The sequence below is a fragment of the uncultured Nocardioides sp. genome, assembly GCF_947489365.1.
In the GTDB taxonomy this organism is placed as follows: Bacteria; Actinomycetota; Actinomycetes; order Propionibacteriales; family Nocardioidaceae; genus Nocardioides.
The window spans coordinates 402,639-429,391 of the sequence record NZ_CANLDB010000003.1; the positions used below are offsets into that span (position 1 = coordinate 402,639).

At 74.5% G+C, this 26,753-nt stretch carries 28 protein-coding genes; 18 read left to right on the forward strand and 10 right to left on the reverse strand.

Annotated features, from left to right (window positions below; all coding sequences use genetic code 11):
- Nucleotides 1-37: 37 nt before the first annotated feature.
- The 3 genes from Q0858_RS11055 to Q0858_RS11065 form a co-directional block, all read right to left on the reverse strand.
- Nucleotides 38-1,126: a ferredoxin reductase gene (locus Q0858_RS11055; protein WP_299053964.1), complete on the reverse strand. Its 1,089-nt coding sequence runs from the start codon at nt 1,124-1,126 to the stop codon at nt 38-40.
- 114 nt (nt 1,127-1,240) lie between these two features.
- Entirely contained in the window at nt 1,241-2,980 is a 1,740-nt protein-coding gene (locus tag Q0858_RS11060) for a histidine kinase (RefSeq protein WP_299053967.1), read from the reverse strand.
- Nucleotides 2,977-3,669, reverse strand: coding sequence for a response regulator transcription factor (locus Q0858_RS11065; RefSeq protein WP_299053970.1), 693 nt, complete (start codon nt 3,667-3,669; stop codon nt 2,977-2,979). Before Q0858_RS11065 ends, Q0858_RS11060 begins: the two co-directional genes overlap by 4 nt.
- Nucleotides 3,670-3,839: 170 nt before the next feature.
- Here Q0858_RS11065 and Q0858_RS11070 point away from each other — a divergent pair, with 170 nt between their 5' ends.
- The 6 genes from Q0858_RS11070 (at nt 3,840) to Q0858_RS11095 (ending at nt 10,408) form a co-directional block, all read left to right on the forward strand.
- Nucleotides 3,840-4,244 (forward strand): hypothetical protein, encoded by a 405-nt coding sequence (locus Q0858_RS11070; protein WP_299053974.1) that lies wholly within the window; start codon nt 3,840-3,842, stop codon nt 4,242-4,244.
- A 97-nt stretch (nt 4,245-4,341) separates the two neighbouring features.
- Nucleotides 4,342-4,572: a hypothetical protein gene (locus Q0858_RS11075; protein WP_299053977.1), complete on the forward strand. Its 231-nt coding sequence runs from the start codon at nt 4,342-4,344 to the stop codon at nt 4,570-4,572.
- Nucleotides 4,573-4,647: 75 nt separating this feature from the next.
- Complete coding sequence (gene hutH / locus Q0858_RS11080; protein ID WP_299053980.1) at nt 4,648-6,234, forward strand: histidine ammonia-lyase; 1,587 nt, start codon at nt 4,648-4,650, stop codon at nt 6,232-6,234.
- Nucleotides 6,231-7,922 (forward strand): urocanate hydratase, encoded by a 1,692-nt coding sequence (gene hutU, locus Q0858_RS11085; protein WP_299053983.1) that lies wholly within the window; start codon nt 6,231-6,233, stop codon nt 7,920-7,922. The genes hutH and hutU overlap by 4 nt, the downstream gene beginning before the upstream one ends.
- Before the next feature lie 4 nt (nt 7,923-7,926).
- The gene (locus tag Q0858_RS11090; protein ID WP_299053985.1) at nt 7,927-8,940 is read left to right on the forward strand and encodes an ornithine cyclodeaminase family protein; all 1,014 of its coding nucleotides are present in this window, start codon (nt 7,927-7,929) and stop codon (nt 8,938-8,940) included.
- Nucleotides 8,941-8,947: 7 nt separating this feature from the next.
- On the forward strand, nt 8,948-10,408 hold the full coding sequence (locus tag Q0858_RS11095; protein ID WP_299053988.1) for an aromatic amino acid lyase: 1,461 nt from the start codon (nt 8,948-8,950) through the stop codon (nt 10,406-10,408).
- Nucleotides 10,409-10,481: 73 nt separating this feature from the next.
- Here the strand turns inward: Q0858_RS11095 and Q0858_RS11100 are convergent, their stop codons facing one another.
- Entirely contained in the window at nt 10,482-11,492 is a 1,011-nt protein-coding gene (locus Q0858_RS11100) for a LacI family DNA-binding transcriptional regulator (protein WP_299053990.1), read from the reverse strand.
- 106 nt (nt 11,493-11,598) lie between these two features.
- Between Q0858_RS11100 and Q0858_RS11105 the strand changes: the two genes are divergently transcribed.
- The 3 genes from Q0858_RS11105 to Q0858_RS11115 are packed head-to-tail and all read left to right on the forward strand — an operon-like array spanning nt 11,599 to nt 13,774.
- A complete protein-coding gene (locus tag Q0858_RS11105) occupies nt 11,599-12,495 on the forward strand; it encodes an amidohydrolase (protein ID WP_299053993.1) in 897 nt (298 codons plus the stop codon).
- Nucleotides 12,492-13,064 carry a cysteine dioxygenase family protein gene (locus Q0858_RS11110; RefSeq protein WP_299053996.1) on the forward strand — a complete coding sequence of 191 codons (573 nt, stop codon included), beginning with the start codon at nt 12,492-12,494 and terminating at the stop codon, nt 13,062-13,064. Before Q0858_RS11105 ends, Q0858_RS11110 begins: the two co-directional genes overlap by 4 nt.
- Entirely contained in the window at nt 13,061-13,774 is a 714-nt protein-coding gene (locus Q0858_RS11115; RefSeq protein WP_299053999.1) for a VIT family protein, read from the forward strand. The genes Q0858_RS11110 and Q0858_RS11115 overlap by 4 nt, the downstream gene beginning before the upstream one ends.
- Nucleotides 13,775-13,787: 13 nt before the next feature.
- On the opposite strand, the gene Q0858_RS11120 is transcribed toward Q0858_RS11115, so the two are convergent.
- Nucleotides 13,788-15,383 carry an aromatic amino acid ammonia-lyase gene (locus Q0858_RS11120; RefSeq protein ID WP_299054001.1) on the reverse strand — a complete coding sequence of 532 codons (1,596 nt, stop codon included), beginning with the start codon at nt 15,381-15,383 and terminating at the stop codon, nt 13,788-13,790.
- Between the two features lie 114 nt (nt 15,384-15,497).
- On the opposite strand from Q0858_RS11120, the gene Q0858_RS11125 reads away from it, so the two are divergent.
- The 9 genes from Q0858_RS11125 to Q0858_RS11165 all read left to right on the forward strand — a co-directional run bounded on the left by Q0858_RS11125 (nt 15,498) and on the right by Q0858_RS11165 (nt 23,257).
- Nucleotides 15,498-16,568, forward strand: a complete 1,071-nt coding sequence (locus Q0858_RS11125; RefSeq protein WP_299054004.1) for an ATP-binding cassette domain-containing protein — start codon at nt 15,498-15,500, stop codon at nt 16,566-16,568.
- 3 nt (nt 16,569-16,571) lie between these two features.
- On the forward strand, nt 16,572-17,240 hold the full coding sequence (locus Q0858_RS11130) for an ABC transporter permease (RefSeq protein ID WP_299054007.1): 669 nt from the start codon (nt 16,572-16,574) through the stop codon (nt 17,238-17,240).
- Nucleotide 17,241: 1 nt separating this feature from the next.
- A complete protein-coding gene (locus Q0858_RS11135) occupies nt 17,242-18,015 on the forward strand; it encodes an ABC transporter permease (RefSeq protein ID WP_299054010.1) in 774 nt (257 codons plus the stop codon).
- Between the two features lie 38 nt (nt 18,016-18,053).
- Nucleotides 18,054-19,004 (forward strand): ABC transporter substrate-binding protein, encoded by a 951-nt coding sequence (locus Q0858_RS11140; protein ID WP_299054013.1) that lies wholly within the window; start codon nt 18,054-18,056, stop codon nt 19,002-19,004.
- On the forward strand, nt 19,001-19,936 hold the full coding sequence (locus Q0858_RS11145; protein ID WP_299054016.1) for an ABC transporter substrate-binding protein: 936 nt from the start codon (nt 19,001-19,003) through the stop codon (nt 19,934-19,936). Before Q0858_RS11140 ends, Q0858_RS11145 begins: the two co-directional genes overlap by 4 nt.
- 108 nt (nt 19,937-20,044) lie before the next feature.
- Nucleotides 20,045-20,530 carry a DUF664 domain-containing protein gene (locus tag Q0858_RS11150; protein WP_299054019.1) on the forward strand — a complete coding sequence of 162 codons (486 nt, stop codon included), beginning with the start codon at nt 20,045-20,047 and terminating at the stop codon, nt 20,528-20,530.
- 66 nt (nt 20,531-20,596) lie between these two features.
- Complete coding sequence (locus Q0858_RS11155) at nt 20,597-21,640, forward strand: M48 family metallopeptidase (RefSeq protein ID WP_299054022.1); 1,044 nt, start codon at nt 20,597-20,599, stop codon at nt 21,638-21,640.
- Nucleotides 21,641-21,778: 138 nt separating this feature from the next.
- A complete protein-coding gene (locus Q0858_RS11160) occupies nt 21,779-22,699 on the forward strand; it encodes an amidohydrolase family protein (RefSeq protein ID WP_299054025.1) in 921 nt (306 codons plus the stop codon).
- A 12-nt stretch (nt 22,700-22,711) separates the two neighbouring features.
- Complete coding sequence (locus Q0858_RS11165; RefSeq protein WP_299054028.1) at nt 22,712-23,257, forward strand: cysteine dioxygenase family protein; 546 nt, start codon at nt 22,712-22,714, stop codon at nt 23,255-23,257.
- 8 nt (nt 23,258-23,265) lie between these two features.
- Here the strand turns inward: Q0858_RS11165 and Q0858_RS11170 are convergent, their stop codons facing one another.
- The 5 genes from Q0858_RS11170 to Q0858_RS11190 form a co-directional block, all read right to left on the reverse strand.
- Nucleotides 23,266-24,129, reverse strand: a complete 864-nt coding sequence (locus tag Q0858_RS11170; protein ID WP_299054031.1) for a CoA ester lyase — start codon at nt 24,127-24,129, stop codon at nt 23,266-23,268.
- Nucleotides 24,126-25,205, reverse strand: coding sequence for a CoA ester lyase (locus Q0858_RS11175; protein ID WP_299054034.1), 1,080 nt, complete (start codon nt 25,203-25,205; stop codon nt 24,126-24,128). The genes Q0858_RS11170 and Q0858_RS11175 overlap by 4 nt, the downstream gene beginning before the upstream one ends.
- 165 nt (nt 25,206-25,370) lie before the next feature.
- Nucleotides 25,371-25,913 (reverse strand): DUF1992 domain-containing protein, encoded by a 543-nt coding sequence (locus Q0858_RS11180; protein WP_299054037.1) that lies wholly within the window; start codon nt 25,911-25,913, stop codon nt 25,371-25,373.
- Nucleotides 25,914-25,958: 45 nt separating this feature from the next.
- On the reverse strand, nt 25,959-26,321 hold the full coding sequence (locus tag Q0858_RS11185; RefSeq protein ID WP_299054040.1) for a hypothetical protein: 363 nt from the start codon (nt 26,319-26,321) through the stop codon (nt 25,959-25,961).
- The gene (locus Q0858_RS11190; protein ID WP_299054043.1) at nt 26,318-26,650 is read right to left on the reverse strand and encodes a hypothetical protein; all 333 of its coding nucleotides are present in this window, start codon (nt 26,648-26,650) and stop codon (nt 26,318-26,320) included. Before Q0858_RS11190 ends, Q0858_RS11185 begins: the two co-directional genes overlap by 4 nt.
- Nucleotides 26,651-26,753 lie beyond the last annotated feature (103 nt).

Here is a 26,753-nt window from a genome sequence, read left to right on the forward strand (position 1 = left end):
GCGGTGGGCTGGTTGAGGTGGGGCTGGTGGTGCGCGGTCAGATGTTGAGGGTGCAGTCGCCGTTGGCGACGGTGACGCAGGTCTGGATCTGCTCGTTGGGCTGGTTGAACTGGTCGCCGTTGCGGACGTCGGTGACCGAGCCGGAGACGAGCGTCAGGGTGCAGGTGTGGCAGATGCCCATGCGGCAGCCGTAGGGCATGCCGATCCCGGCCTCCTCGCCCGCCTCGAGGATCGTGGTGGAGCCGTCGACCTCGGCCGACTTACCGGAGTTCTGGAAGCTGACGGTGCCGCCCTCGCCGGTGTTGTCGCCCAGCTCGAGGGTGAAGCGCTCGAGGTGCAGGTGGTCGGTGACGTCGTGGTTGCCGAAGTGCTCCTCGGCCGCGTCGAGCATGGGTCCGGGGCCGCAGGCCCAGGTCTCCCGCTCGCGCCAGTCGGGGCAGACGGTGTCGAGCTCGTCGAGGGAGAACATGCCCTCGTCGTCGGTGAAGCGCAGCTGCACCCGCAGCGAGTCGTGCTTCTCGGCGAGCGCCGTGATGGCCTCGCGGAAGATCATCCGCTCACGGGTGGGGCTGGAGTAGACGACCTGGACGTCGGTCATGGTGCCGCGCCGGTCCATCGTCTTGAGCATCGACATCATCGGGGTGACCCCGGAGCCGCCGACGAGGAAGAGGATCTTCGGCGGCGGGGGAGAGGGCAGCACGAACTCGCCGGCGGGCGCGGCCAGGCGGACGATCGCCCCCGGCTTCATCCCCTGCGCGAGGTGGCCCGACAGCAGGCCCTCCGGCATCGCCCGCACGGTCACGGTGATGCGGCGTCCGCGGCGGCGCGGCGTGGAGGTCAACGAGTACGAGCGCCACTGGATGCGGCCGTCGACCTCGACGCCGATGCCGATGTACTGCCCGGCCTCGTGGTCGAAGGACCAGCCCCACCCCGGACGGATGACGAGGGTGGAGGCGTCGTCGGTCTCCTGGACGACGTCCTCGAGCCGTCCCCGGAGCTCGCGGGCCGACCACAGCGGGTTGACGAGCTTCAGGTAGTCGTCGGGGTGCAGGGGGGTCGTGAGCTTGTCCGCGACCGTCCTGATCCTCTGCCAGTTCGGACGGTCGACCCGGTCCAGGATGCTCAAGGTCCCTCCTCAGGGATTGAGTGACCAGTTGTACACCGAACGATGTCTCCGGCGGTACCCCGAGAGTGATGCGTCACACACCCTAGGGCCGTGGTGCCGTCCCGGGCAGAGGTTTCAGAGCGGGAGACGGGCGCACACCCGACCACCCACCGGCGTCGGGCGTGCCTCGAGCGAGCCACCCAGGGCCTCCGCCCGCTGGGCCATGGACGTCAGCCCCACCCCCGGTCGCCACCCGACGTCGGTGGCGGTGCGGTCGTCGTCGGTGACGGTGAGCGTCAGGACGTCGCCCTCGCGCCCGAGGTCGACCAGCGCCGCGGTCGCGCGGGTGTGGCGGGCGACGTTCGTGAGCGCCTCGACGGCGATGCGGTACGCCGCCACCTCCGCCGCCGCGGGCACCTCACCGAGGTCGCCCGCGTCGACCGTGACCCGGAGCGGGTGCCCGTCGTGCCGGCGTACGTCGGCCGCGTGCTGCCGCAGCGCCCCCGCGAGGCCCAGCTCGTCGAGCGCGGGCGGTCGGAGGCCGGCGACGAGCCCGCGCACCTCCTCCACGGCCGCGACGGCGTACGCGCGGACGTCGGCGAGCAGGTCGGCAGCGGCGGAGGGGTCCTCGCCCGCGAGCACGTTGCGGGCCGCGTCGGTCGTGAAGGCCATCCCGGACAACCGGGGGCCGAGGCCGTCGTGGAGGTCGCGGCGCAGGCGGCGGCGTTCTTCCTCGACCGCCGTGATCACGCGGCCCCGGGAGGCGTGCAGCTCGGTCGCCAGCCGACGGGCGTGGACGGTCTGCGCGAGCAGCGGCGCGACGATGCGCAGGACGTCGTCGTCGGGGGCCGACAGCCGCAGGTCGCCGGGACGCAGCGCCACCTCGAGCGTGACCGGGGGGTCGTCGGCGATCGAGAGACGGAGGGTGCGCGCCGGGTCGAGCTCGCCGACCCTGGCGGCGACCGACCCGTCGACGTGCAGGGCGAGCCCGGGCAGCACCAGCGCCTCGCGCACGGCCGCCAGCGCCGCGGCAGGGTCGTCGCCGGCCTGCCCGATGGCGCCCGTGGCGAGGGCGGCCGCGGCGAGGGGGTCCGTGCGGTGGCCGAAGAGGACCTCGTCGACCACGCCGCGCAGGCGCCGGGCCACGGGCGTGACCGCCAGCGCGAGGACGAAGCCGACCAGCGCCTGACCGCCCCGGTTGACGTCGGTCCCCGAGGCGTCGAGGAGCCGCCACGTCGTGACCAGCACGGCGACGTACCCGCAGCCCGTCAGTGCGGTCACGACCGCGGGCACCACCAGGGAGCGGACGTCGGACTCCGGGCGGCGGCCGCCGGCGACCAGCGCCACGGGGACCACGGACCCGGCGACGGCGGAGGCGACCGCCAGGCCGTTCCCGGTGGTGGCGAAGACCAGCAGCGCCGGCACCAGCGTCCCGAGGCTGATCACCAGGGCGGCCCAGAGCAGCAGCTGCCGCTCCTGTCCGTCCGACCGCTCGACCCTCCACCACCCCGCACCGACCACCCCGAGGACGAGCAGCAGCCCGGCCGTCTCGGCGACGTCCTCGCTCGGGACCAGGAGCACCGCGCCCCCGCACCCGGCCCCCACCAGGGCGAGCAGCGGTGTCGACGGGTCGCGCCAGGCCGGGCGCGGGTAGGCGGTGAGGGCGACGGGCGCCACCGCGAAGTAGCCCACGACGAGCAGGGCCCCGCGAGCGGTGTCGGCGCCGAGCAGTCCCGCGACGGCTCCGGCGCCGAGGGTCAGGGCGACCAGCGCGAGGAGGACGGCGAAGGGGCGGAGTCGGGTTGTGCCCGCCGCGACGCCCGCGCTGCCGAGGCAGGAGGCGGCCACCAGGGCGAGCGCGACCTCGGTGCTCACGGCGCGTCCGCCGCGGGGTCACCGCCCCGTCCCAGCCCCGCCTCGCGGGCGAGGATCACGGCGGCCGTGCGGTCGCCGACCCCGAGCTTCGTGAAGACCCGGGTGAGGGTGTTGCTGACCGTCTTCGGGGAGAGGAACAGGGCCCCCGCGATGGCGGACGTCGACCGCCCCCCGGCGAGCAGGTCCAGCACCTCCCGCTCGCGGTCGGTCAGCCCGGCGAAGGGCGGCGCGGGGCGTGCGGGGACCGGGTCGTCGCCGTCCAGGAACACCCCGACGCGGTCGGCGACGGCGCCGCCGAGGACGAGCTGGCCGGCGGCGACGGCCCGGATGGCGCCGAGGATCTCGTCCTGCTCGGACTCCTTCAGCAGGTAGCCGCGGGCGCCGGCGCGGAGGGCCGACCGGACGCCCGCGTCGTCGTCGACCATCGTGAGCACCAGCACCGCCGTCCCGGGTGTGCTCCCGCGGATCCGCCGGGTGGCCTCGATGCCGTCGATCCCGGGCATCCGCACGTCCATCAGGACGACGTCGGGACGGGTCAGCTGCACCTCGCGGACGGCCGCCTCGCCGTCGGCGGCGGTCCCCACCACCTGCACGCCCGGGAGCGTGTCGAGCAGCGCCCGCAGCCCGCGACGCACCACCGGGTGGTCGTCCGCCAGGACCACCCGGACCGGGTCCGGAGGCTGCTCCACCGGTCCATCATCGCGCGGGTGGGGCCCGGGAGCGCGGGAAGAACGTCCCGGTCCCGGAGGGGCCGTCGGGAGCGAGGATGGGAAGCAGCGCCCTCCCGGTGCGGGCGGGCGCGACGGAGTCTCGGTCCACCGCCGGTCAGCGGGACCGGCCCGTCCCTCCAGGAGCCCCCATGAGCACCAGCGCCCACCCCGACTCACGGGCCGTCCGCGGCCTCGACGACCGCCTGTCCCTCTCCCGCGCGCAGCGGACGGGACTCGTGATCGGCGGCCTGATGAGCGTCGTCAGCCTCGTCCCCGTCCCGACGCCGGAGGGCGAGACCGGACCGCCGCTCGCGATCCTGGTCCTCGTCGTCGCCCTGGGCGTGATCGGCACCGTGGCCACCGTCGCCGCGTGGCGGACGCGCTCCCGGGTCTGGCTGCGGGTCCTCGCCGGGGCGCTGGTGGTCAACGCCGTCTCGTCGCTGCCGGCGTTCTTCGTGCCGGACGTGCCGACCCCCCTGGTGGTCTTCGCCGCCGCGGGGGTGGTCCTCACCCTGGTCGTCGTCGTCCTGCTCTTCTCGGGTCGGCGCCGCTAGGGGGTGGCGGGTGCACGCCCCGGTGGTGCCATTCGTCACGGGGGACCGATGAGACGAGGCACTGCCGGGGCGGCGTGGTCGGCGCGAGGCTCGGGTCATGAGCCTGATCTCCGACATGAACGCCCTCCGCCCCCTCCCGACCGTGGCCCGCGAGGCGCGCGCCTTCGCCGCCAACGTGGCCTTCGCGCTCCTCGTCCTGGGCGCCCTCTGGGCCTTCGAGGTGCCCCTGCTGCTGCCGTCCGTGGTCATCGGGGTCCTCGTCGCCCTGCTGGGGGCCCGCCTCGCCTTCCGCGCCGTCCGGGGCGATCGCGGGTCCGACGCCGCCTGACCGGTCTCACATCCGAGACAGCACCGGGCCGTCGGTGCTGGTGGCCGGGGCTGCCGCGGGTGTGCCATGGGACACGTGAGCACAGCCACGCACGAGACCACGGTCGACGTCGGCCCCGGACCCGTCACCCCCGCCCAGCTGGTCGCGGTCGCCCGCGGCGGCGCCGCCGTCCGGCTGACCGAGGACGCGCACGCCGCCCTCGACCGCGGCCGCGCGGTCGTCGAGGAGCTGGCCGCGGGGGAGACCCCGGCGTACGGCATCTCGACCGGCTTCGGCGCGCTGGCCACCCGCCACATCCCCGCCGACATGCGGGCGAAGCTCCAGCGCTCCCTGGTCCGCAGCCACGCCGCCGGCTCCGGCCCGGAGGTCGAGCGGGAGGTCGTCCGCGGCCTCATGCTGCTGCGCCTCTCGACGCTCGCGACCGGCCACACCGGCGTACGGCGGGTCACGGCGCAGCTGCTCGCCGACCTGCTGAGCCACGGCATCACGCCCGTGGTCCGGGAGTTCGGCTCGCTCGGCTGCTCCGGCGACCTCGCGCCGCTCAGCCACTGCGCGCTGGCGCTGATCGGCGAGGGCGAGGTCCGGGACGCCGACGGCGTCCTGATGCCCGCCGCCGAGGCGCTCGCCGCCGCCGGCCTGGAGCCCGTCGAGCTCGCCGCCAAGGAGGGCCTCGCGCTCATCAACGGCACCGACGGCATGCTCGCGATGCTCGTCCTGGCGATCCACGACCTGCGGGTGCTCCTGCGCTCCGCGGACGTCGCGGCGGCCATGAGCGTCGAGGGCCAGCTCGCCACCGACCGCGTGTTCGCCGCCGAGCTGATGGCGCTGCGACCCCAGCCCGGGCAGGCCGCCAGCGCCGCCAACCTCGTCGCGATCCTGACGGACTCCGGCGTCGTCGCCTCCCACCGGGGCCCCGACTGCCACCGCGTCCAGGACGCCTACTCCCTGCGCTGCTCGCCCCAGGTCCACGGCGCCGCCCGTGACACCCTCGACCACGCCGACCGCATCGCCGGCTGGGAGCTCGCGAGCGTCGTCGACAACCCGATGGTGCTGTTCGGCGAGGACGGCGACGACACGCTCCGAGGGGGCCGCGTCGAGTCCAACGGCAACTTCCACGGCGCCCCCGTCGCCCAGGTCCTCGACTTCCTCGCCATCGCCGCGGCGGACGTCGCCGGCATCAGCGAGCGTCGTACCGACCGCTTCCTCGACCGGAACCGCAGCCACGACCTGCCGCCGTTCCTCGCCGACGACCCCGGAGTCGACTCCGGGCTGATGATCGCCCAGTACACGCAGGCCGCGGTCGTCTCCGAGCTCAAGCGGCTCGCCGTCCCGGCCAGCGTCGACTCGATCCCCTCCTCGGCCATGCAGGAGGACCACGTCTCCATGGGGTGGGGCGCGGCCCGCAAGCTGCGCCGCTCCGTCGACGGCCTCGCCCGGGTCGTCGCCATCGAGACCATGACCGCCGCCCGGGCGCTCGACCTGCGGGCGCCGCTCACGCCGTCCCCGGCCACCGCCGCCGTCGTCCGCCTGCTCCGCGAGCACGGCGTCGAGGGCCCCGGACCCGACCGCCACCTCTCGCCGGAGATCGAGGCCAGCGTCGCGCTGGTCGCCTCCGGCGCCGTCCTCGACGCCGTCACCGCCACGATCGGAGAACTTCGATGAGCACCCCGACGACCCCGCCCAACTCGCTCCTCAGCACCGAGGGTGCCCGGCCGGTCCGCGCCGCCCGCGGCACCGAGCTGACCTGCAAGTCCTGGGAGACCGAGGCAGCGCTGCGGATGCTGATGAACAACCTCGACCCCGAGGTGGCCGAGGACCCCGACCACCTCGTCGTGTACGGCGGCACCGGCCGCGCCGCCCGCTCCTGGGAGGCGTACGACGCCCTCGTCGCCACCCTGCAAAGCCTCGAGGACGACGAGACGATGCTCGTGCAGTCCGGCAAGCCCGTCGGCGTCATGCGCACCCACGCCCACGCGCCGCGCGTGCTGATCGCCAACTCCAACCTGGTCGGCGACTGGGCCACCTGGGAGGAGTTCCGGCGCCTCGAGGAGCTCGGGCTCACGATGTACGGCCAGATGACCGCCGGGTCCTGGATCTACATCGGCACCCAGGGCATCCTCCAGGGCACCTTCGAGACCTTCGCCGCCGTCGCCGACAAGTCGTTCGGCGGCACCCTGGCCGGCACCATCACCCTCACCGCCGGGCTCGGCGGCATGGGCGGCGCGCAGCCGCTCGCGGTGACCATGAACGACGGCGTCGCGCTCTGCGTCGAGGTCGACCCGGCCCGCATCGCGCGGCGCATCGAGCACCGCTACCTCGACGTCGAGGCCCGCGACCTCGACCACGCCCTGGAGCTCGCGATCGAGGCGCGGGACGCCCGCCGTCCGCTGTCGATCGGCCTGCTCGGCAACGCCGCCGAGGTCTTCCCGGCCCTGCTCGAGCGGAACGCCCCGATCGACGTCGTCACCGACCAGACCTCCGCGCACGACCCGCTGTCCTACCTGCCGACCGGTGTCGCCTTCGAGGACTGGAAGGACGACCGCGACCGCGACCCGGAGGGCTTCACCAAGGACGCGCAGGCCTCCATGGCCGCCCACGTCCGGGCGATGGTCGAGTTCGCGGACGCCGGCGCCGAGGTCTTCGACTACGGCAACTCCATCCGCGACGAGGCCCGCAAGGGCGGCTACGACCGGGCCTTCGAGTTCCCGGGCTTCGTGCCGGCGTACATCCGTCCGCAGTTCTGCGAGGGGCGTGGCCCCTTCCGCTGGGTGGCGCTGTCCGGCGACCCCGCCGACATCGCCGCGACCGACCGCGCCGTCCTCGAGCTGTTCCCCGAGGACGAGAAGCTGCGCCGCTGGCTGACGATGGCCGGCGAGAAGGTCCACTTCCAGGGCCTGCCCGCCCGCATCTGCTGGCTCGGGTACGGCGAGCGCCACCTCGCCGGGCTGAAGTTCAACGAGATGGTCGCCTCCGGTGAGCTCAAGGCACCGGTCGTCATCGGCCGCGACCACCTCGACTGCGGGTCGGTCGCCTCGCCGTACCGCGAGACCGAGGCCATGCTCGACGGCTCCGACGCGATCGCCGACTGGCCGCTGCTCAACGCGATGGTCGCCACCGCGTCCGGCGCCTCCTGGGTCTCCCTGCACCACGGCGGCGGCGTCGGCATCGGCCGCTCGATCCACTCCGGCCAGGTCTGCGTGGCCGACGGCTCCGAGCTCGCCCGCGCCCGGCTCGAGGCCGTGCTGACCAACGACCCCGGCATGGGTGTCATCCGCCACGCCGACGCTGGCTACGACCGCGCCCGCGAGGTGGCCGCCCAGCGGGGCGTGCGCATCCCACTGGGAGGCTGACCCCATGAGCGATCCCCTCTGGCTGCGGTTCCTCTCCGGACCGGACGTCGACGCCCTGGCGCCGACGCCGGCCGAGGTCGTCGACGCCTGCGAGGCCGTCGTCGCGGCGCACGGCCGCGGCGAGACCGTGTTCGAGCCGCGCACCCACCTCGTGCCCGACAACGGCGGCCGTGGGCACTTCAACGTGCTGCGCGGCAGCGTCACCACGCTCGGCGAGCAGGGCGTCGCCGGGGTCAAGGTGGTCGGCGACTACGTCGACAACTACACCGTCGGCCTGCCCAGCGAGCTCGCGCTGCTCACGCTGTACGACCCCCTCACCGGGGTGCCCGCCGCGATCCTCGACGCCACCTGGATCACCGAGGTCCGCACCGGCGCCATGACCGCGGTCGGTGCGCGGCGGCTCGCCCGGTCCGACGCCAAGGTGCTCGGTCACCTCGGCGCGCGCGGGACGGCGTACGCGAACATCGTGATGCTCGACGCGATGTTCGACCTCGACGAGATCCGGGTGACGAGCCGCCGCCCGGAGTCGCGGGAGGCGTTCGCCGAGCGGCTGCGCGCCGACCTCGACACCCCCGTCGTGGTCACGGAGTCCACCGAGGCGACTCTCGACGGCGCCGACATCGCGGTGGAGGCCACCCGCCTGGTCGAGCCCGCGCCGCTGATCACCACCGACCTGCTGAAGGAGGGGTCGCTGCTCGTGCCGTACGGCACCGTCTCCGCGCTGGCCCCCGACCTGCTGGACGTCGTGGACAAGGTCGTCGTCGACGACTGGCGGGAGGCGCAGTCCGGCGAGTTCGGTGCGCTGCGGCCCCACCTCCGCTCCGGGGCGCTCACCGCCGAGACGCTGCACGCGGAGCTGGGCGCCGTCGTCACCGGCGAGCGGCCGGGCCGGGAGTCCGACGCCGAGCGGATCCTGTTCTGGCACCGCGGGCTGTCGATCCTCGACGTCGCCGTCGGCCACCTGCTGCTGCAGCGCGCGGAGGCCGCGGACGTCGGGACGATGGTGCGCTACCGGTGACCCACCGGTGAGCCCGTCGACGGGGGAGTCCCTCGACGTCGCCCGGCCCGACGACCTCGACGCCGCCGCGATCCTCGAGGTCGCCCGCGGGGCCGACGTCGAGCTGGCGCCCGACCTGCTGACGACCCTGCGCGGACGCCGCGACGAGGTGCTGTCCGCGCTCGCCGGCGGCACCCCGGCGTACGGCGTCTCCACCGGGATGGGCGCGCTCGCGGACGTCGAGCTCTCCTCCGAGGAGCAGACCGACCACTCGGCGCGCCTCATGCTCGCGCGCGCCGTCGGGGGACCGCCCTGGCTCGAGCCGAGGGAGACCCGCGCGCTGCTCGCGGTGCGGCTGCGGACCTTCCTGTCCGGGGACGCGGGCGTCTCGGCCGACCTCTGCGGCTGGCTCGCCGCGCTGCTCGTGGACGGCGCCGTCCCCGCCGTCCCCCGGACCGGGTCCGGCGCGGCCGGCGAGATCATCCCGTTGGCCCACGCGTTCGGCCACCTCGCCGGCGTCGGACGCTGGCTCGGCCGTGCCCCGCGGGTGGGGCCGGTCGCGCTGGGCCCCAAGGAGGGCCTGTCGCTGCTGCAGGGCACGCCCGTCGCGACCGCGCTCGCCCTGCTCCGCGCCGACGACGTACGACGGGCCGCCGCGCTGGAGACCCGGCTCGCGGCCGCGCAGGTCGCCCTCGTCGGGGCCAGCCGCGACCCGTACGCCCCGCCGCTCGCCCGCGGTGACCGCGTCCTGGCCGGCGTCCTGTCCGAGCTCGCCGCGGCCCTCCCGCCCGTCACGCCCACCGCCCCGGTGAGGCGGCTGCAGGCGCCGGTGTCGTTCCGGGTCGTCGGACCCGTCCTGGCGCACCTCGCCCGGCAGGCCACGGCGCTCGACGGGGCGGTCGACCGTGCGCTCGGTGGCGTCACCGACTCCCCGGCGTGGCTGCCGGAGGACGGGACCTTCGTCGGCACCGCCGGCTTCCACGGCCTCGACCTCGCCGCCGGTCTCGACGGCCTGCGGGTCGCGCTCGCCCACACCGCCGCGGTCGGTGCGGCCCGGCTGCACCGGATGCTCGACCCGGTCGTCTCCGGGCTGCCCGCCCAGCTCTCCTCCGACCCGGGCCCGCACGGCGGGCTGGTCGCCGTCCACAAGCGCGCGGCGGCCGCCGTCCACGCGGTCTCGGGCTGGGCGTCCACGCCGCTCGGCCCGGTCGAGACCTCCGGGGGCCAGGAGGACGTGCAGACCTTCGCGCTGGAGGCCGCGGAGAAGCTGCGGCTCACCCTCGGCGCGGCCCGGGAGGTCCAGGCCTGCGGGCTCCTCGCCGTCCACCAGGCGCGGCTGCTCGCCCCCCACCTGCTCGCCGACGCCCCGCCCCCGCTGGCCTCGCTGCTCGACGAGCTCGCCGCCGTCCTGCCGGCGACCACCCTCGACCGCCCCTGGGGCGAGGACCTCCAGCACCTCCTCGACGGCCCGCTGCTCGCCGGTTCCTGACTGGCCCCCTGCGCGGGTAGTCCCTGACGTTCCGACCGTGTGCGGGGCCGGATCGGGGTCGCACCGTCAGGGACTACCCGGACCGTGGCCCCGTCGACCCGCGGACGACGAGCCGCGGGGCGATGGTGCTGCGGACGGGGGTGGTCTCGCCCTCGATGCTGGTGAGCAGCTGGCCGACGGCGGCGTCGACGACGCCGTCCGTCCCCCAGCTGATCGTGGTCAGGCCGGGGCCGACGAGGTCGGCGACGTCGAGGTCCTCGAACCCGACCACCGAGAGGTCGCCGGGGACCGCGAGCCCGCGCACCGCCGCGGCACGGAGCACCGCGAAGGCGAGCGAGTCGCTGAGGCAGAAGACGGCGGTGACCCCGACCGCAGGACCCGTCAGGCTCGCCGCGAGGTGGTCGCGCAGCGCGGTGACGTCCGCGGACGCCGGGGGCGGGCGCAGCAGCTCGACCTCGACCCCGACCCGCGCGGCGTGCCGTCGTACGAGGTGCTCGGCGGGCCGGTCCGGCGTGCTCGGCCGTGCCGGGAGCACCACGGCCACACGGCGGTGGCCGAGGGTGGCGAGGTGGTCGAAGACCTGCGCCATGCCCGCGTCGTTGTCGAACACGACCGCCCCGGCCGAGGGGGCGCGGGGGAGCCGCTCGCCGACGCAGACGACCGGGAACCGCTCCGCGACGTCGTACCAGTGCTCGGCGCCGGGGTCGAGCGGCGCCACGAGCAGGCCGTCGGGGCGCTGCTCGCGCAGCTTCTCCAGCAGGGCGCGCTCGCGGGACGGGTCGCCGTCCGCGTCCGCGACGACCGCGTGCCGCCCCCGCGCCATCAGGGCACGCGACAGGTCGACGGCGAGCCGCTGCTGCCACAGGTCCCGGGTCGAGCCGCAGAGCACCCCCACCGTCCCGGTCGAGCCGGTGGCGAGGGCGCGCGCGATCGGGTCGGCGTCGTACCCGAGCCGCTCGGCGGCCTGCCGCACCCGCTCGACGGTGGCGTCCGCGCCCCGCTGTCCGCGCAGCGCGTACGACGCCGTCGCGGGCGAGACGCCTGCGGCGACGGCGACGTCCTGCAGCGTCGGGCGCTTGACCACCGCCTCATCGTAGGCGGCCGACGACGAGTTGACGTGACCCTGTGTGAAGCGCTTCACTTCTCCTGTTGTGAAGCGCTTCCCATCCTCCCCGCCGACCGTCCTCGACGTGCACCAGCACCTGTGGCCAGAGCCCCTCGTCGAGGCCCTGCGACGGCGGAGGAGCGCGCCCCGGCTCGAGGGCTGGGAGCTCCACCTCGACGGCGAACCCGCCTGCCCCGTCGACCCCGCCGCCCACGACCTCGCGGCCCGCCGCGCGACCGACCGGGCCGACGGTGTCGACCTGACGCTGCTGTCGCTGTCCGCACCGCTCGGCATCGAGCGGCTCCCCGCCGCGGAGTCCGCGCCGCTGCTCGAGGCGTGGCACGGCCTCGCCGACCACCTCGACGACGGCCACGGGCTGTGGGCCGCGCCGCGGCTCGTCGAGCCCGACCCCTGCGAGCTCGCCGCCACGCTCGCCCACCCGAGGGTCCACGGGCTCCAGGTCCCGGCCGACGCCCTGGCGACCCCGGGCCGCCTCGAGGCGCTGGCCCCGACGCTCGCCGTCGCCGAGGCCGCCGGGCTGCCGGTGCTCGTCCACCCCGGCCCCGCCGCGCCGACCGCCGAGGCGCTGCCCTCCTGGTGGCCGGCGCTGACGTCGTACGTCGCCCAGCAGGCCGCCGCCTGGCACGCCTGGCACGTCGCGGGCCGCGCCCTGCTGCCCACCCTCCGGGTCGTCTTCGTCGGCCTCGCCGGGCTCGCGCCGCTGCACCACGAGCGGCTGACGCAGCGGGGCGGGTCGCTGGGGGTGATCGACCCCGGCGTCTTCTACGAGACCTCCTCGTACGGCGGCCGCGCCGTCGACGCGATGGCCCGGGTCGTCGGCGTCGACCCGCTGGTCCTCGGCTCGGACCGCCCGTACGCCGTCGCCACCGACCTCGCCGCCGACCCCGGGCTGGGCGAGGCCTTCGCCCGCGCCGTCCGCTCCACCAACCCGCTCCACCTGCTGCAGGGAGGCCCCCGATGACCCTCGCCCCGGACGCGTCGCACCCGCGGGACGACCTGGAGCTGCCCGAGCTCCCCGGCCGCACGCTCGCCGAGGCCGAGCTCCGCGACTGGGTCGAGCGCCTGGCCGCCCGCCCGGAGCTCTGGCGGCACCACGTCGCCCACGACAGCGCCCGCGAGCGGGCCGGCGGACGCCACTACGTCAGCCTCCACCGCGACGAGCACGTCGACGTCTGGCTGCTGTGCTGGGACACCGTGGACGACACCGGGTGGCACGACCACGACACCTCGGCCGGCGCCGTCGTGGTCACCGACGGCGCGGTCGTCGAGAGGCGCCCCCGCCTCGGTGGCGAGGCCGCGTCGCGGACCGTGCCCGCCGGCCGCTCCTTCGCGTTCGGTCCCGACCACATCCACCGCATGAGCGGCGCCGTGGACGGCTCGGTCTCGATCCACGCCTACTCCCCGCCGCTGTGGCGGATGGGCCAGTACGCCATCTCCGACGACGGCGTGATGCGCCGCTGGTCGGTCTCGTACGCCGACGAGCTGCGCCCCGTCGAGGACGACGGGCACGCCCTAGTCTCCGGACCATGAGCGCAGCCGGGCCCGTCCACCACGAGCCGGGCTCGATGGCGGCCCGCCTGAACTGGCTGCGGGCCGGCGTGCTGGGGGCCAACGACGGCATCGTGTCCACCGCGGGCCTGGTGGTCGGGGTGGCCGGGGCGACGTCCTCGCGGTCCGCGATCCTCACCGCCGGGGTGGCGGGCCTGGTCGCGGGCGCGGTGTCGATGGCGCTCGGCGAGTACGTCTCGGTCAGCAGCCAGCGCGACAGCGAGTCCGCCCAGCTCGACCAGGAGCGCGCCGAGCTCGCCGCGACGCCCGACGAGGAGCTGGCGGAGCTCGCGCTGCTCTACGAGGCCAAGGGCCTGCGCCCCGACACGGCGCGCGAGGTGGCGACGCAGCTCACCGCCCACGACGCGCTCGGCGCCCACGCCGAGGTCGAGCTGCACCTGGACCCCGAGGCCCTCACGAACCCCTGGCACGCCGCCGGCGCCTCCGCCCTCGCGTTCACCCTCGGTGCCCTGCTGCCGCTGGCCGCGATGCTCCTGGCCACCCCCGCCACCCGCGTGGCGGTGACCGTGGTCGCGGTCCTCGTCGCGCTGGGCGCCACCGGGGCGCTGAGCGCGAGGCTCGGACGGAGCCGGGTCCGGGTCGCCGTCGCCCGGGTGGTGCTCGGCGGGGCGCTCGGGCTCGCGCTCACCTACGGCGTCGGTCGCCTGTTCGGCGTGGCGTTCGGCGGCTAGGGCAGATCTCCCCCTAGGCGTCCGCGAGCTGGTCGGAGTGGTCGCGCACGAGCTGGGCCGCCGCCCGCAGGCCCGGGCCCAGCACGTGGTCCTCGTCGACCGCGGGCAGCACCGCCGCAGCCTCCTCGTAGAGGCGACGGGCGGGGCAGTCCGCCAGCCGCTCGGGGGCGATGCGCAGCGCGCGGACGGCGGTGAGCAGCTCGACCCCGAGCAGGTCCGAGGTCAGCCGCGACAGGTCGTCGGTGGCCAGCGCCCCCTGGGTCGAGAAGCTCGCGTGCTCCTCCAGCCCGAGCGAGACGACCGCGTGCCCGGTGCTGGTCGGCAGGGTCAGCCCGCGGGCGCGGGCGAGCAGGTCGGCGGCGACGTACTCGACGATCATCAGCCCGGAGCTGTCCGCCGGCCCGGCCGCGAGGAACGCCCGCAGCCCGGTCAGGTCGGGGTTGAGCAGCGCGCTGGTGCGCGAGGTCGACAGAGCCAGGACGGCGTACGTCGCCGCGCGGGTCGCGTCCAGCGCCGCGGCGAGCCGCTGGGTGTGGAACTGCCCGTGGTGCAGCGCGGACACGTCGACGAGGATCGGGTTCTCCGCCGCGGCGCCGATCTCGGCCGTCAGGGCCCGCTCCGCCGCCGCGATCGCCTCCACGAGCGGGGCGTGGACCTGGGGGAGCGAGCGCAGGCTGAAGGGGTCCTGCAGCCGGCTGTGCTCGCGGCGCACGCCGGGGTCGTCCAGCCCCAGCAGGTGCCGCATGCGGGCGGCGACGCGCACGGCCTCGGGGTCGTCCTTGCCGGCGTGGACGCGGGCGTCGTACGCCTCGGCGGCGCCGCGCAGGGCCAGGTGCGACAGCGCGCCGACGGCCTCCGCGGTCCGGGACAGCCCCACGAGGCGTCGTACGGCGAGGGAACCCACCGCCGTCGTGACCGCGCTCGAGGACAGGAACGGCAGGCCGTCGCCCGACACCGCGGGGGCCGCCGGGATCCCGCCGGAGCGCCAGGGCAGCTCACCGACGAGCGTCAGGCCGAGCTGGGCGAGCCCGCTGAGGTCGGAGGTCCCGATCGCCCCCATCGGCCGGACCGACGGGACGGCCCTGGTCCGCAGCGCCAGTGCCAGCGCCTCGACCAGGGCCGGGTGGACCCCGGAGCTGCCGCGCAGCAGCTGGTGCAGGCGGATCAGCATGGCCGCCCGGGCGGTGGGCTCGTCGAGCTCGGGGCCGAGCCCGGCGGCGTGGCTGCGCCACAGCCGCAGCGTGTGGTTGCCGTGGGGTCGTACGCCGACCCCGCCGGGGGCCTCCTCGTCCGTCATGGGCGGCGGGGTGCCGGGCAGGTCGACCGAGTCGTCCTCGGCCACCGCGACGTGGCGCAGCGCGCCCACCCCGGTGGTGAGGCCGTAGACCGCGCCCTCGTGACGCGCCGACGCGAGGGCCCCGTGACCGCGGACCACGGGGGCGAGGGCGGCCTCGTCGAGGGTGAGGTCGATGACCGGGTCGTCGTCCGGGCCGGCGTGCGCGAAGGCCGCCACGAGGTGGGGTCCGAGACCCGGGACGGCGACCGGCCGGGCGGGCGCGCGGTACCTCCGCCGGTGGGTGCCGGTCGGGTATTCGGTGTCTCCGTCCACGTCCGGAGCCTAGGACTGCGCGATCCGTGGGTACTGGCGTGGTTTGATCTGTCTTCGAACAAGCACGAGCCGCCCACTCCGACAGGGGAGAGGGTGCCCCCGAGGAGGACGGCAGTGATCGAGTTCGACGACGTCGTGAAGACGTTCCCCGACGGCACCACCGCCGTCGACCACCTGGACCTGACGATCCCGGACGGCGCCATCACCGTCCTGGTCGGTCCGTCCGGCTGCGGCAAGACCACGTCGCTGCGGATGATCAACCGGATGATCGACCCCACCTCGGGCCAGATCCGGATCGACGGCAAGCCGGTCGGCGACTCCGACCCCGCCGACCTGCGCCGCGGCATCGGGTACGTCATCCAGGCCGCCGGTCTCTTCCCGCACCGCACCGTCGTCGACAACGTCGCGACCGTCCCGATCCTCGCGGGGACGCCGAAGAAGAAGGCCCGCGCCCAGGCCCGGGAGCTCCTCGACCGCGTCGGGCTGCGCCCCGAGCTCGCCGACCGCTACCCCGCGCAGCTCTCCGGCGGCCAGCAGCAGCGCGTCGGCGTCGCCCGCGCCCTCGCGGCCGACCCGCCGGTGATGCTCATGGACGAGCCGTTCTCGGCCGTCGACCCCGTCGTCCGCGACGACCTGCAGCAGGAGTTCCTGCGCCTGCAGGGCGAGCTCGGCAAGACCATCGTCATGGTCACCCACGACATCGACGAGGCGATCAAGCTCGGCGACCACGTCGCCGTCTTCGCCGAGGGCGGCAAGCTGGCGCAGTTCGCGCCGCCGGACCAGCTGCTGGCCGACCCCACCGGCGACTTCGTCTCCGGCTTCGTGGGTCGCGACCGCGGCTACCGCGGGCTGTCCTTCACCACCGCCGAGCACCTGCCGGTCGAGCCCGCCGACACCGTCGTCGAGGGGTTGCGCCTCGCCCTCGACAGCGACGGCCGCGCGCTGGGCTGGGACGGCGACGGGCAGAGCCGCCTTCCCACCGAGGGCACCTTCACCGCCACCGACACCATGCGGCGCGTCACCGACCTCGCGATCCTGTCCCCGGCCGGCGCCGCCGTCCGCGTCGACGGCAGCGGGCGGGTCGACGGCCTCGTCCGGCACGCCGTCGTCGCCGAGCACCTCCGCACCCGGCAGCTCGAGCGGCTGCGCAGCCACGGCCGGTCCACGACGGGCGCCGAGGGCTGAGTCGTGGAGTTCTTCTCCGACCTGGTGGAGTACCTCGAGATCAACTACTCGACGGTGCTCGAGGCGCTGCGGGACCACCTCTACATCGGGCTGGTCCCCGTCGTCATCGCGTTCGTCCTGTCGCTGCCGCTCGGCTTCCTCGTGGTGCGCTACGGCTGGCTGCGGGTGCCCCTGCTGACCCTGTCGAGCGTGCTCTACACGATCCCGTCGCTGGCGCTGATCCTCGTGATCCCCGGCATCCTGTCGACGAACATCCTCGACCCGAACAACGTCGTCATCGCGCTGACGATCTACGGCCTCGCGCTGCTCGTGCGGACCACCGCGGACGGCCTGTCGTCGATCGACCCGCTGATCGTCCAGGCCGCGACGGCGATGGGCTACAAGCCGGTGCGGCGCTGGTTCGCCGTCGACCTGCCCCTCGCGCTGCCCGTCGTCCTGTCCGGCCTGCGGGTCGCGACCGTCGCGTCGGTCTCGATGGCCAGCATCGCCGCGCTGGTGGGCATCGGGGGTCTCGGCCAGCTCTTCACCCGCGGGTTCCAGCTGGGGTTCTACCCGCCCCCCATCGTGATCGGCCTGGTGCTGTCGGTGGCCCTCGCCGTCGTCGCCGACCTGGTGATCGTCCTGGTCCAGCGGGCGGTCACGCCGTGGACCCGACTGCGACAGGGGGCCTGAGATGGGCGGCTACTTCTCCTACCTGCTCGACGGGGCCAACTGGACGTTCGACCCCAACGGCTTCCCGACCCGCATCCTGGAGCACCTCGGCTACACCGCGGTCGCGGTCCTCGTCGCGGCCGTCATCGCCTTCCCCATCGGCCTGCTGATCGGCCACACCAACAAGGGCGCGTTCTTCGCGATCAACCTCGGCAACGCGGCCCGCGCCGTCCCGACGATCGGCATCCTGTTCCTGGTCCTCGCCCTCGCCGGGCTGGGCCTCGTCCCGGTCATCGCGGCCCTCGTCGCGCTGGCGGTGCCGCCGATCCTCACCACGACGTACGCCGGCATCCGCTCGGTCGACCCGGCCGTCGTCGACGCCGCCCGCGGCATCGGCCTGCGGGAGCGGCAGATCGTCACGCAGGTCGAGCTGCCGGTGGCGCTGCCGATCATCATGGGCGGCCTGCGCAACGCCGTCCTGCAGGTCGTCGCCACCGCCACCATCGCGGCGTACGTCGGCCAGGGCGGCCTCGGCCGCTACCTGTTCAGCGGCCTCGCGCTGCGCGACTACCCCCGGGTCGTCGCCGGCTCCGTGCTCGTCGCCGTCCTCGCCGTCCTGCTCGACCTGGCCATCTCCGGCGTCCAGCGGGTCCTGGTGTCCCCGGGCACCGACGGGCGCGCGGCGAAGCGGCGCACCACGAGCCGCACCCGGCGCGCAGCCGAGCGCGGCCACGACACGGCCCAGGCCCTCGGCTCGGCCACCACCACGTCCCGCCACGCGGGCTCCTCGACCTGACCTCACCGACCCGTCCCGAACCACGAGAGGCACCAGCCATGCGTCGTACCCGCTCCACCGTCCTCCTCGCCGCGAGCGCCCTGCTCGCCGGCAGCGCCCTCACCGCCTGCGGCTCCGACGACGACGGCGGCGGGGGCGACCCGCTGTCCGGCGGCGGGGGCGACGGCGACACCAGCACCATCACCGTCGGCTCGGCGAACTTCCCCGAGAACGAGCTGCTCATGCAGATGTACGGCCAGGCCCTCGAGGACGCCGGCGTCGACGTCGAGTACCAGCCCAACATCGGCGCCCGCGAGGTCTACCTCGAGGCGTTCGAGGGCGGCGAGATCGACCTGCTGCCGGAGTACAACGGCGCGCTCCTGTCGTACCTGCTGGCGCCCGACCTGGTGCCCGAGGACGTCACCGACCCCGACCAGGTCTACGACGCGCTCCAGGACGTCCTGCCCGAGGGCAGCGAGACCCTGCCGCAGTCCGAGGCCGAGGACAAGGACACCCTGACGGTCACCCAGGAGACCGCCGAGGAGTTCGACCTGGCCTCCATCGCCGACCTGGAGCCGGTCGCCGACCAGCTCGTCGTGGGCGCCGGTCCCGAGTTCGAGGAGCGCTTCCAGGGCCTCGTCGGGCTCGAGGAGGTCTACGGCCTGACGTTCGAGGAGTTCCGCGCCCTCGACGCCGGCGGTCCGCTGACCAAGGAGGCGCTGGAGAACGGCGACATCGACGTCGCCAACATCTTCTCCACCGACTCCGCGATCACCGAGAACGACTGGGTCGTGCTCGAGGACCCGGAGAACCTCTACCTGGCCCAGAACATCGTGCCGCTGATCCAGTCCGAGGCCGTCACCCCCGAGGTCGAGGAGGCGCTCAACGCCGTCTCCGAGGCCCTCACCACCGAGAACCTCACGGAGTACCTCGCCATGGTCCAGCTGGACAACGCCGACCCCTCGGTCGTGGCCGAGCAGTTCCTCACCGACGAGGGCGTGATCTCGTGACCCGCGCCGCCGTCGGGGCCGCGGCGCTCTCCCTGCTGCTGGGTGGGGCGCTGACGGCATGCGGCTCCGACGGCGGCGGCGACCCCCTCACCGGGGGTGGGGGGGGTACCGACGCCGACTCGATCACGGTCGGCTCGGCGAACTTCCCCGAGAACGAGCTGCTGATGCAGATGTACGGCCAGGCCCTGGAGGACGCCGGCGTCGAGGTGGAGTACACCCCCAACATCGGCGCCCGCGAGGTCTACCTCGAGGCCTTCGAGCAGGGGTCGATCGACCTGCTGCCCGAGTACAACGGGGCGCTGCTCGCCTACCTGGTGGCCCCCGACGCCGTCCCGGACGACGTCAACACCTCCGACGAGGTCGACGCGGCGCTCGCCGACGTGCTGCCGGAGGGCAGCGAGACCCTCGAGCGCTCCACGGCGGAGGACAAGGACACGCTGACCGTCACCCGCGAGACGGCCGAGGAGTACGACCTCGAGTCCATCGCCGACCTGGAGCCGGTCGCCGACCAGCTCGTCCTGGGTGCGAGCCCCGAGTACGAGAACCGCACCGAGGGCGTCCCCGGCCTCCGCGACGTCTACGGCCTCGAGTTCGAGGAGTACAAGCCCCTCGACTCCAGCGGACCCCTGGTCAAGACGTCGCTGCTCGACGGCGACGTCGACGTGGCCAGCGTCTTCTCCACCGACTCCTCGATCGTGGAGAACGACTGGGTCGTCCTCGACGACCCCGAGAACCTCTTCGCGGTGCAGAACATCCTGCCGCTGATCCGCTCGGACGCCGTCACGCCCGAGGTCGAGGAGGCGCTCAACGCCGTCTCGGCGGCGCTGACCACCGAGAACCTCACGGAGTACCTCGCCATGGTGCAGCTCGACAAGGCCGACCCCGCCGTCGTCGCCGAGCAGTTCCTCACCGAGGAGGGCGTCACCGGCTGACCGGTCGCCGGCCGGGCTGATCGGTGGTCGGACCGATCGGTGGTCGAGGTGCGAGGAGCCTCGGCGACGAGCCTCGAGACCCCGTGACCGTCCTGCGAGGATGACCCGATGGCCTCAGCGCACCCCGACCGTGACCTCACCCTCGAGTGGTTGCGCGCGAAGCGACGCCACGTCGAGGGTGTCTTCGAGGGGCTGACGGAGGAGCAGGCCCGGCGGCCGGTGCTGCCGTCGGGCTGGTCGCCGCTGGCCGTCGTCCGCCACCTCGCGCTGGACGTCGAGCGGTGGTGGTTCGCCCGCGTCCTCGCCGGGCAGGACGTGTGGCTGCCGGTCGGCCGGGAGGGGTGGACCCTGGAGGAGCCCACGACGATCGCCGCCGAGCTCGAGGCCTACCGCGCCGAGTGCGCCCGGTCCGACCAGATCGTCCTGGCGACGGCACCCGACACGGCGCCCGCCCTCGACGACGACGGCGGGATCCCGTACGACGACGCCCGCGAGATCCTGCTGCACGTGCTCGTCGAGACCACCACCCACGCCGGCCACCTCGACGCGGCGCGCGAGCTGCTCGACGGCCACCAGCGGCTCGTCCTCGACTGAGCCCGGTCACCCCGCGTGCCGGTTCAGGCAGGTGTACGACGCCAGCGGTGGTGGAAGGGTGAGGTCATGACCGCCGCACCCATGCGCCGCCGTACGCCGCTGCCCGGCATCAGCTCCCGCGCTTGGGAGCACCCGGCCGACCGCGGTGCGCTGGTGGCGCTTCGGAAGCTGAAGGGCTTCGACACCGTCCTCAAGGCCGTGGTCGGGCTGGTCAACGAGCGGGCGGTGCGGCTCGCGTTCCTCGGCACCGCGGTGCGGGTCGACGAGCGGCAGTTCCCGGACCTGCACTACGCCCTGCTCGACGTCGCGAGCGTGCTCGACGCGACGGGGGAGGGCAGCGGTCTCGGCACCGAGCTGCCCGAGATGTTCGTGGTCGCCGACCCGACGATCAACGCGTTCACGATCGGGATCAAGAAGCCGTTCATCGTGCTGACCAGCGGGCTGGTCGCGCTGCTCGACTCCGACGAGCGCCGCTTCGTGGTCGCCCACGAGCTCGGTCACGCGCTGAGCGGTCACGCGCTCTACCAGACCCTGCTGATGCGGCTGATCTCGCTGAGCGGCGTCCTCAACGCGGTGCCGGTCGGCGGCCTGGCGATCCGCGGGATCATCGCGGCGCTCAACGAGTGGTCGCGCAAGTCCGAGCTCTCCGCCGACCGGGCCGCGCTGCTCGCGACGCAGGACCCGGCGATCGCGCTGCGGGTGCACATGCAGACTGCCAGCGGTGGTCACCTCGCCGACCTCGACCCGACGTCGTTCCAGGCCCAGGGGCAGGAGTACCTCGGCGCCGGCGGCCTACGCGACTCCGTGCTGAAGATGCTGCTCGTGGAGAACGCCAGCCACCCGTTCGCGGTCGTTCGCGCCGCGGAGCTGCGGCGGTGGATCGAGACGGGCGAGTACGCCCGGTTCGTCGGCGGCGGCTACCCCCGCCGGATCGACGACGCGGAGGCGAGCATGAGCAGCGCCGCGAAGGACGCCGCGGCCAGCTACACCGAGGCCTTCGGCAACGCCACCGACACGATCGGCGGTCTCGTCCACGACGTCGCCGGGTACGCCGGCACCGCCAAGGTCTGGCTCGACGAGCAGCTGCGCAAGCGTCGCGGCCCCCTCTGAGGCCGCACCACCCCCTCGCGTCCCGACACCCGTCGAGTGACCGGTGATCGGTGCTGCCGTGCGGCCCGCTCTCCACAGCCGACGCGCCGGAGAGCGCTCCTGAGTTGCAGATAAAGCCAACCTAGTTACTCTACTTTGATGCACGCAGGGGAGACGGTCGACTGCCACCAGCACGTGTGGCCCGCAGCGCTGGTGGACGCGCTGCGCCGTCGCCGCCGCGCGCCGTACCTTGACGGATGGACGCTCCACCTCGACGGCGAGGCGCCGTACGAGGTGGACGCGGCGGACCACGACCTCGAGCTCCGCGCCAAGCAGGACCGTGCGGACGGCGTCGGCACCACCCTGCTGTCACTCTCCAGCCCCCTCGGCATCGAGCACCTCCACCCCGACGAGGCGCGGCCGCTGCTCGACGCCTGGCACACCGGCGAGGTCGAGAGCCACCACCGCCGGTGGGCGGCCCCGGCGCTGGCCGACCCCGACCTGGGCGACCTGGCCGCGACGCTCTCGCGCCCCGACGTGGTCGGGCTGCAGGTGCCCGCGACCGCGATGACCGACCCCGCGTCGCTCGAGCGCCTCGCACCCCGCCTCGCGCTCGCGGAGGGTGCCGACCTGCCGGTGATGGTCCACCCCGGTCCCGCGCCGGCGGGCGCCGTCGGCACCCCGTGCTGGTGGCCCGCCCTGGCGTCGTACCCCGCCCAGCAGGCCGCCGCCTGGTACGCCTGGCACGTGGCGGGCCGCAGCCTGCTCGGTGACCTGCGGATCTGCTTCGTCGGCCTGGCCGGCCTCGCCCCGCTCCACCACGAGCGCCTCGTCGCTCGCGGCGGCACCTTCGGTGCCGTCGACCCCGGCGTCTTCTACGAGACCTCCTCGTACGGCGCCCGCGCCGTCGACGCGACCGCTCGCGTCGTCGGCGTCGACCCGCTCGTCCTCGGGTCGGACGCACCTTACGCAGAGGCGTTCGACCCGAGGAGCGATCCCGGTCTGGGCGAGGCCTTCGCCCACGCCCTGGGGGTCGCGAACCCGCACCGACTGCTCCGTCCCGCACCACGACCCGTCTGAAGGAGGCACGAGATGACCCTGGCTCCGACTTCCCCCGGCGCCGCGACCACCGGAACGGTGCTCGCCCCCGAGGAGCTGCCCGACGTCCCCGCCCGCGTCCTGGACCCGGCCGAGCTGGAGGCGCTCGTCACCGACCTCGCCGGCCGGCCAGAGGCCTGGGCGGAGCACGCCCGCCACGACACCGGCGGGCGTCACTACGTCTCGCTGTTCCGCGACGCCCACGTCGACGTGTGGCTCCTGTGCTGGAACACCGTCGACGACACCGGCTGGCACGACCACGACACCTCGTCCGGCGCGGTCGCCGTGACCCGCGGCGCCGTCACGGAGTCCAAGCCCCGCCTCGGCGGCGAGGCCGAGGAGCGCACCGCCGTCGCCGGCGCGTCGTTCTCCTTCGGCCCCGACCACATCCACCGCATGGTCGGCGCCGTCGACGGGTCGGTCTCGATCCACGCCTACTCGCCGCCGCTGTGGCGGATGGGTCAGTACTCCATCAGCGACGACGGCGTCATGCGCCGCTGGTCCGTCTCGTACGCCGACGAGCTGCGCCCGCTGGACTGAGACCGACCTCAGGCCTCCAGCGCGCGGATCGCCTCGGCGATCGCGAGGGTGCGACGAGCGGTGTCGACGTGGAGCTGCTCCACCATGCGGCCGTTGTACGTCGCCACGCCGGAACCCGCCTCCTCGAAGGCGGCGATGAGCCCCTCGGCGTCCTCGATCGCGGCGTCGGACGGGGAGAAGGCGCTGTTGGCGCCCTCGACCTGGCCGGGGTGGATCAGCGTCTTGCCGTCGAAGCCCATCCGCCGGCCCTGGTCGCACTCGGCGAGGAAGCCCTCGGTGTCCTTGACGTCGTTGTAGACGCCGTCGACGACCTCGACGCCCGCGGCCCGCGCGGCGAGGAGCACCTGGTGCAGCGACGGCAGGATGTTCCAGCGGCCCGGCACGTGCTCGGCGTACAGCTCCTTGACGATGTCGTTCGTGCCGAGCACGAAGACCGTCAGCCGGTCGGAGGCGCGGGCGATGGCGCGGGTGTCGAGGATGCCGTCGGGGGTCTCGATCATCGCCCAGAGCTTCGTGTGGTCCGGGGCTCCGGCCGCCTCCATCGCGGCGACCAGCGCCTGCACCTCCTCGACCGAGCCGACCTTCGGGACGACGATCCCGTCGGGGCCGGCCTGCGCGGCCGCGGCGAGGTCGGCGTCGTGCCACTCGGTGCCGATCGAGTTCACGCGGATGGTGAGGGTGCGGCGGCCGTACTCGCCCGAGGCGGCCGCGGCGCACGCGGCCTCCCGGGCGTCGGCCTTGGCGTCGGGGGCGACGGCATCCTCGAGGTCGAGGATCAGCGCGTCGCAGTCGATCGTCTTCGCCTTCTCCAGCGCCCGGGCGTTGGAGCTCGGCATGTAGAGCACCGAGCGCAGGGGGGTGAAGTCGCTCATGCGGAGGCCTCCTTCTCGGCCGCGGCGTACCGCTCGGCCAGCGCCGGGTCGGCGGCGGCGAGCTGCTCGGCGAGGTCGACCATCACCAGGCACTGCTTGAGGGAGGCGTCGTCCTCCATCTTGCCGTCGAGCATCACCGCCCCGGTGCCGTCGCCCATCGCCTCGACGACGCGCCGCGCGTGGGCGACGTCCTCCGGGCTGGGGCTGAAGACGCGGTGGGCGATCTCGATCTGCTTGGGGTGCAGCGACCAGGCGCCGACGCAGCCGAGGAGGAAGGCGTTGCGGAACTGGTCCTCGCACGCGACGGTGTCGGCGATGTCGCCGAACGGCCCGTAGTACGCCGACATGCCGTGCATCGCGCAGGCGTCGACCATCCGCGCGATCGTGTAGTGCCAGAGGTCCTGCTGGTACGACGTCCGCTCGGCCGCGATCGCCTCCGCGCTGCCGTCCGTGGGGTCCTGGCGGACGAGGTAGCCGGGGTGGCCGCCGCCGACGCGGGTGGTCTTCATGCGGCGGTCCGCGGCGAGGTCGGCGGGGCCGAGGGAGAGGCCCTGCATGCGGGGGCTGGCGCCGCAGATCTCCTCGACGTTCGCCATGCCGCGGGCGGTCTCGAGGATCGCGTGGACCATGAGCGGCTTCTCCAGCCCGGCCTTCGCCTCGAGCTGGGCCAGCAGACGGTCGACGTAGTGGATGTCCTCGGCGCCCTGCACCTTCGGGACCATGATCACGTCGAGTCGGTCGCCGATCGCCGTGACCAGCCGGGTCAGGTCGTCGAGCACCCAGGGCGAGTCGAGCGCGTTGATCCGGGTCCAGAGCTGGGTGTTGCCGAAGTCGGTCTCCTGCGCGATCCGTACGAGACCCTCGCGGGCGGCCTCCTTGTTGGCGGCCTTGACGGCGTCCTCGAGGTTGCCGAGCAGCACGTCGACGGTGCCGACCATGCCGGGGACCTTGCCCGCCATCTTCTCGTTGGACGGGTCGAAGAAGTGGATCGCGCGGCTCGGGCGGGGCGGGATCTCCCGCAGCGGCTGCGGGGCTCCGACGGCGAGGGGCGTGAAGAAGTCACGAGCAGGTCGCATGGGCCGCAACCTACTCGGAAGTAGCCCCCCGGCGATGTGACGCATGGCACGTGACGAGCGGGCCGGGCCGGGCGGCTGCGCGGAGGACAGGAGAGATGACCCCGATCAGGCCCCGGACGGCCTCCCTCGGGTGATCTCTCCTGTCCTTCGTGCCCGGGACCGCGCTCAGCCGGCGCGGCGCGAGCGGGCCCACCAGCGGCGACGCGGCTCCCCGGTCGGCTCCGGGGCGGTCCGGCGTACGGCGGCCTGCTCGAGTGCCCGGGCGCGACGGCGGGCGTGCCACGCCTGGACCTCGGCCTCGACGTCGCGACGTGCGGTGATGACCGGCGGCCCGCCGAGGTTGGTCAGCAGGGCGTGCTTGATCCGGGCGTTGAACTCGGTGACCTCGCGGCGGACCTCGGACTCCGCGGTCAGCGCGTCCAGCCGCTCGTCGAGCACGGCGTCGTCCTTGCGGAGCTGCAGCGCGGGCGGCAGGACGCCGGTGATCTTCTCGCGCTCGATCAGTCGCTTGACCCACCAGTCCGGGTCGTCGCCGCGTCCGATCAGCTCGTCCAGCGGCTTGCCGGACCCGGGCAGGTCGTCGAAGTCGCCGCGTTCCTGCGCCTTGCGGATCTGGAGGTCCACCCAGGAGGTCTGGTGCTGGATCCGCAGCGCGGCCGCGGCCTTCCCGGTGCGCGGGTCGCGCTCTCGGTCGGGCTGCTCGCTCATCGCCATCACCTCGCCCCCAGCGTACGAGGCCGCCGGAGGGATCGCTCAGACGTCGGCGACCGCCATCAGGAGCCCGACGACGACGGCGGCCAGCACGGCGGTGCCGAGGCCCACCGCGAGGGTGAACCCGACCGCGCCGCCACCGGAGGCCGCTCGCCGGCGCAGGGCCTGGCTCCACGCCAGGCTCGCGGCCAGCAGCACGACCTGGAGCCCGACGTTGGTCCAGGGCAGCACGGTGGTGCGCGCGCACGGCGGACCCTCGCCGTCGGGGGTGCAGGCGGTGCCGGCGGCGTACCCGACGAAGAAGGTCCCGAGCGTCGCCGCGAGGAGCACGGCGGCCACGGTGGCGAGGACCACGAGGCCGACCGCCAGCCGGGTCCCCACGCCCGCGGGGACCTCGGGGCTCACAGCAGGCCGACCTGCGCCGCGAGGACCAGGGGGCCGAGGGCGACCGTGGGGAGCCCGAGCCACCAGGCCCGGCCCAGGAGGGCACGCCACACCAGGGCGGATCCGACGAGGACGACGATCAGCAGCATCACGAGCCCGGCGCCATAGGCCAGCAAGAACCCCTGGGAGACGCCCTCCTGGACCGCCAGGCCGAAGCCCCACAGGCCGAGATAGGCGAAGACCACCGCCGTGCAGCTCATCACGCAGCCCGCCAGCAGGGCGACCGGCAGGCGCCACGCCAGGCCCGGGGCGGTGGACGGGCGGGTGGCGGGGTGGGCGGCGAGCGTCATGGCTCCATGGTCGTACGGCGCCGCCCCGGGTCGCCTGAGCGGCGGTACTCAACCGTGACCCCGTCTCGCATCCGAGACCCCGCCCGGCCACCCCCGGTTGCCG